The 4,686-nt window shown below is 51.8% G+C and carries 4 protein-coding genes; 3 read left to right on the top strand and 1 reads right to left on the bottom strand.

All coding sequences use genetic code 11. The annotated features are described in order from the left end of the window. Window positions 1–77 precede the first annotated feature (77 nt). Together WIH05_RS00220 and WIH05_RS00215 are read left to right on the top strand one after the other, a co-directional pair. Window positions 78–1,445, top strand: coding sequence for an SAF domain-containing protein (locus tag WIH05_RS00220; protein WP_022274643.1), 1,368 nt, complete (start codon window positions 78–80; stop codon window positions 1,443–1,445). Window positions 1,446–1,721: 276 nt separating this feature from the next. Next, complete coding sequence (locus WIH05_RS00215) at window positions 1,722–2,816, top strand: threonine synthase (protein ID WP_022274644.1); 1,095 nt, start codon at window positions 1,722–1,724, stop codon at window positions 2,814–2,816. Between the two features lie 144 nt (window positions 2,817–2,960). Here the strand turns inward: WIH05_RS00215 and WIH05_RS00210 are convergent, their stop codons facing one another. Continuing rightward, window positions 2,961–3,398: a hypothetical protein gene (locus WIH05_RS00210; protein WP_337424797.1), complete on the bottom strand. Its 438-nt coding sequence runs from the start codon at window positions 3,396–3,398 to the stop codon at window positions 2,961–2,963. Window positions 3,399–3,669: 271 nt separating this feature from the next. On the opposite strand from WIH05_RS00210, the gene WIH05_RS00205 reads away from it, so the two are divergent. Continuing rightward, window positions 3,670–4,686: GTP-binding protein (locus tag WIH05_RS00205; RefSeq protein ID WP_337424796.1), on the top strand; the 1,017-nt coding region annotated here is incomplete at its 3' end.

Genomic DNA, 4,686 nt, shown 5'->3' with positions numbered 1-4,686 from the left:
CGGCTTTGACCTGGCAGATAAGGACGATGCGGCCATTAAGATCGTATTCCGTCCATAAAAGAAAAGGAGCAGAATCTATGGATTATACAAATCTTCTCAATGACAGATCAGGAAGGGTGTCCCGGGTGGGAGTAGTGGGAGCCACCAAGGGCTATGGGTACACGCTGCTGGCCCAGATCCCCACAGTGGCCCACATGAAGCTTCGGGTCATTTGTTCCAGACATACGGATGAATGCCTGGAGGTACTGAAGGAGATCGGCTACGATGAGGCTGGGATCACGGTGTGCAATAGCCTGGAGGATATCAAGGCAGCATCTGAGGATGCCATTCTTATTGTGGATGATTACCGTCTGGTGACGGAATGCGGGATCACGGCATTGGTGGAGTGCACCGGCAATACGGCAGTCAGCTCCGACGCGGCCTTAAGGGCGCTAAGGAAAGGGATCAACGTGTATATGGTCTCCAAGGAGACAGACAGTGTCTGCGGTCCTGTACTGAACCAGACCGCAGAGGAGAACCATGCGGTGTATGCCCTGGTAAACGGGGATCAGCCGAGAAATCTCCTGGACCTTTATTCCTGGGCGAGGCTTTTGGGCCTGGAGGTGATCGCTGCCGGCAAATCCAGCGAATATGATATGGTATGGGACCGGGAGACAGGGACCTTCCAATATCTGGACGGAAACAGCGGACCGGAGGAGCTTCCGGAGCTTTTGGACTGCTGGAGCTATAAGGGGACCGAAACCCTGGAGGCCAGGAAAAAGCTGCTGGGCAAATATGCAGAGGTGATCTCTGCAGATCTTTGTGAGATGAACCTGGTGTCCAATATCACAGGACTGGTCCCGGCGTCTCCATTCTTAAGCTACCCCATGGCCAGGGTCAGTGAGCTGGCCGATATTTTTATTCCCAAAGAGGACGGCGGGATCCTGGATAAGACCGGAGTGGTGGATGTGTTCTATAATCTCCGGGAAAAGAATGAGGCAAGCTTCTGCGGCGGTGAATTCGTCATCGTCCGCTGTGAGAATAAAAAAATGTGGGAGATCTTAAAGGGAAAGGGCCATGTGATGAGCCGGAATGGGAAATACTGCTGTATCTACCATCCCTATCATTATATGGGGCTGGAGACCCCGGTTTCGATCCTGGAGGGAGATCTCATGGGGATCGGCACCCACAGTGAATGCCGTCAGGTATCGGTGCTTGCCGGCGTCGCCCAGAGGGATATCCCGGCAGGGACGGTACTCACAGTCCATGGCCATCACCATGAAATCGACGGCCTGACACCGGAGCTTCTGGAACGGGCAGCTGTGGGAAGCGCGGCACCGTTTTATCTTTTAAACGGAGCGGTACTCCTGCAGGATGTGAAGGCAGGGGAGCCGGTGACTCTGAATGACGTAGATCTCTCTGGCCTGGAAACGTACAGGCTGTACGCGGAGGGGCTGAAATTATAAAACAATAGAAACCTCCTATTATACAACCTCTTATTTTTGTATCAGCCTCCGGCCGCCCCAGCCGGAGGCTTTTTTAGAGAGAAAATCCAGAAACTGCCTGGCTCATGCCCTGGAGACTGCCGCTGTGAGCCGGTCTATTGACAGGTTTTCATACGGGATGTAAGATAAGATAAATTGCAGAGGTGTGAAGAAAAGAATCGGATATGGTATGAACCGGGCGGATGCAGCCATCCGGCAGATGGATGAGCTCCGCGCCAGGAAAGAGGAGGAATAAGTATGGATTATATCTGTTCTAAATGCGGAAAAAAAGTATCTGTTTCCACCCGCCAGGCCAGATGCAGCTGCGGGGGACTCTGGAAGCTGGATTTTACTCCACCTCCCTTTAGGCCGGACGGCATTGACAAAAGCCAGTGGAGTCAGTTCCGCTACCGGAAATACATGGCTCTGGAGGACGAAAGCTGGAGGGAGCTGACCCTGGGAGAGGGTATGACTCCGGTGGTCCGCATGGACGGGAACGTTCTTTTAAAAATGGACTACATGATGCCCACCCTTTCCTATAAGGACCGGGGGGCGGCCGTTCTGATGGCCCATTGTAAGGCGGCGGGAGTGGACTATGTGGTCCAGGACAGCAGCGGCAACGCAGGAAACAGCATTGCCGCCTATGCGTCCAGGGCCGGGATCCCCTGTGAGATCTTTGTGCCCCAGGGAACTTCTCCTAAAAAGATCGCCATGATCCGGGCCCACGGAGCCGTATGTACGGTGGTGCCCGGAAGCCGGGACCACTGTGCCGCCGTGTGCAGGGAAAAGGCCGACCGGGAAGGGCTGTACTACGCCAATCATGTATACAATCCATTTTTCTATGAGGGGACAAAGACGTATATCTACGAGGTCATGGAGCAGCTGGGGAGGATCCCGGAACATCTGGTGATCCCCGTGGGAAACGGTACGCTTTTCCTGGGGGCTGTAAAGGCCCTGGAGCATCTGCTGGAAAGTGGAGCCATTGTCTCCATGCCCCGGATCCTGGCGGTCCAGAGCGAAAAATGCGATCCCTTATTAAAGGCGGCCCAGGAGGGCAGCCGGGAGCCCGCCAGGGTATCTCCGGAGCCCACACTGGCCGAGGGCATTGCCATTGGAGTTCCTATGCGGGGAGAAGAGATCCTGGAGTACGCTTATAAATATCATGTCCAGTTCATCCATGCTCCGGAGGAGAAGATCCTGGAAGCCAGGGAGATCCTGGCCGGAAAGGGGATCTATTGTGAACACACCACTGCAGCCAATTACGCGGCCTACCTGGAATTCTGCCGCCAAAACGGAGAGACCAGAGACTGCTTGATCACCATGTGCGGAGCGGGGCTGAAATCCGATCATTAAGGGAGCTGTCCCAGGGAAAGGGCGTGCCCCGGCCGGTTGGAATGCAAAAATAGGAGATAGAAAAACAGAGAGCCAGCCGCTTAAAAATGGCGGACTCTCTGTTTTTGTAACTATTTCAGATACTGCATCAGTTCTGAGAGGGTATCAATCGTCATCGCGGTCGTCGTTGTCGTCATCGCGGTCGTCGTTGTCGTCATCGCGGTCGTCGTTGTCATCGTCCCGGTCGTCTCTGTCATCCCTGTCATCGTCCCACCGGCCATCGTCATCCACCCAGCAATGGTCCGGGGTCCAGCCGCTGGTCAAAAGGGAGCCATCGCTGTTTAGAAAGTACCATCCGTCGTCCAGCTCCACCCATCCGGTGGCCATATATCCGGAATCATGGAAATAATACCATTTTCCGTCAATAAGCTTCCAGCTTTTTTTCACATAATCGTCGTCATCATCCTGGTCGTCATCGTCATCGACCTCATACCACCAGCCGCTGGAATCCTGTTTCCATTCATCCGCAGAGGCAGAAAAGGGTAACGCGGCGGCCGCGGTCATGGCAGCCAGTAAAGTGATCAAAAGTTTTTTTCTCATCATTTCAGTGCCCTCCTGTCGTTTTTCTGATCGGTGAGTGGAGTATAATGGATAAAGGTATGAATTGAATCAAAGGTATGTAAAAACAGAGTAAAATCTGGAGTCCATGACAGCATATCTTCCATCAGTCCGATGTTTTAGAAAAATATTTTGTGCACTTTGCATATTTTGCTTGTAATATTGCATGAATTTTGGTAGAATATCCTCATAGGTTTGGAGATGAAAATGAAATTGTCCGAAAACCAACGACTAAAACAGTACGGGAGGAATGAATATGGACGTTTATGGAACAAAACAGATCCGCAATGTTGTACTTTTAGGCCACGGTGGCGCCGGAAAGTCCACAGTCGCTGAAGCACTGGCTTATCTGACCGGCGTGACCAAGAGAATGGGAAAAATCTCTGACGGAAATACCATCAGTGATTACGATAAAGAAGAAATTAAAAGACAGTTCTCGATCTCTACAACCATGGTCCCCATTGAATACCAGGGCGCAGAAGGCAAGGTTAAGATCAACCTCCTGGATACTCCCGGATATTTCGACTTTGTGGGTGAAGTGGAAGAGGCTGTAAGCGTTGCAGACGCAGCTATTATCGTTGTAAACTGCAAGGCAGGGATTGAAGTAGGTACAGAAAAGGCGTGGGAGTTATGTGAAGAGTACCGCCTCCCCAGGATCATTTTTGTGACCAATATGGATGATGATCATGCATCCTTCCGTGAACTGATCTTAAAGCTGGAAAAACAGTTTGGAAGAAAGATCGCCCCGTTCCAGGTGCCGATCCGTGAAAATGAAAAATTTGTCGGCTTCGTAAACGCTGTTAAGATGGAAGGCAGACGGTTTACGAACCTGTCCGACTATGAGGAATGTGAGATTCCCGAATATACGAAGAAAAACTTAGGGATCATCCGCGACGCCCTGATCGAGGCTGTTGCCGAGACCAGCGAGGAATATATGGAGCGCTACTTCTCCGGCGAGGAATTTACCCAGGACGAGATCTATACTGCCGTACAGACCAACGTCTGCCAGGGCAATATCGTTCCTGTTATGATGGGCTCCGGTATCAACTGCCAGGGCTTCCACGCTCTGTTGAATGCCATTGACCGCTACTTCCCGTCTCCGGATGAGGCTGGTGAGTGCATCGGCGTGGACGTTTCCAACGGAGAGCGTTTTACAGCTAAATATAACGACGAAGTCTCCCTTTCTGCAAAGGTATTTAAGACCGTGGTGGATCCCTTCATTGGCAAATATTCCCTGATGAAGATCTGTACTGGTGTCTTAAAGCCTGACAGT

It is taken from the genome of Alitiscatomonas sp. (assembly GCF_037242085.1).
In the GTDB taxonomy this organism is placed as follows: domain Bacteria; phylum Bacillota; class Clostridia; order Lachnospirales; family Lachnospiraceae; genus Alitiscatomonas; species Alitiscatomonas aceti.
Note: the sequence above shows the minus strand (reverse complement) of the source record. Positions and strands in the feature narration are given on the sequence as shown.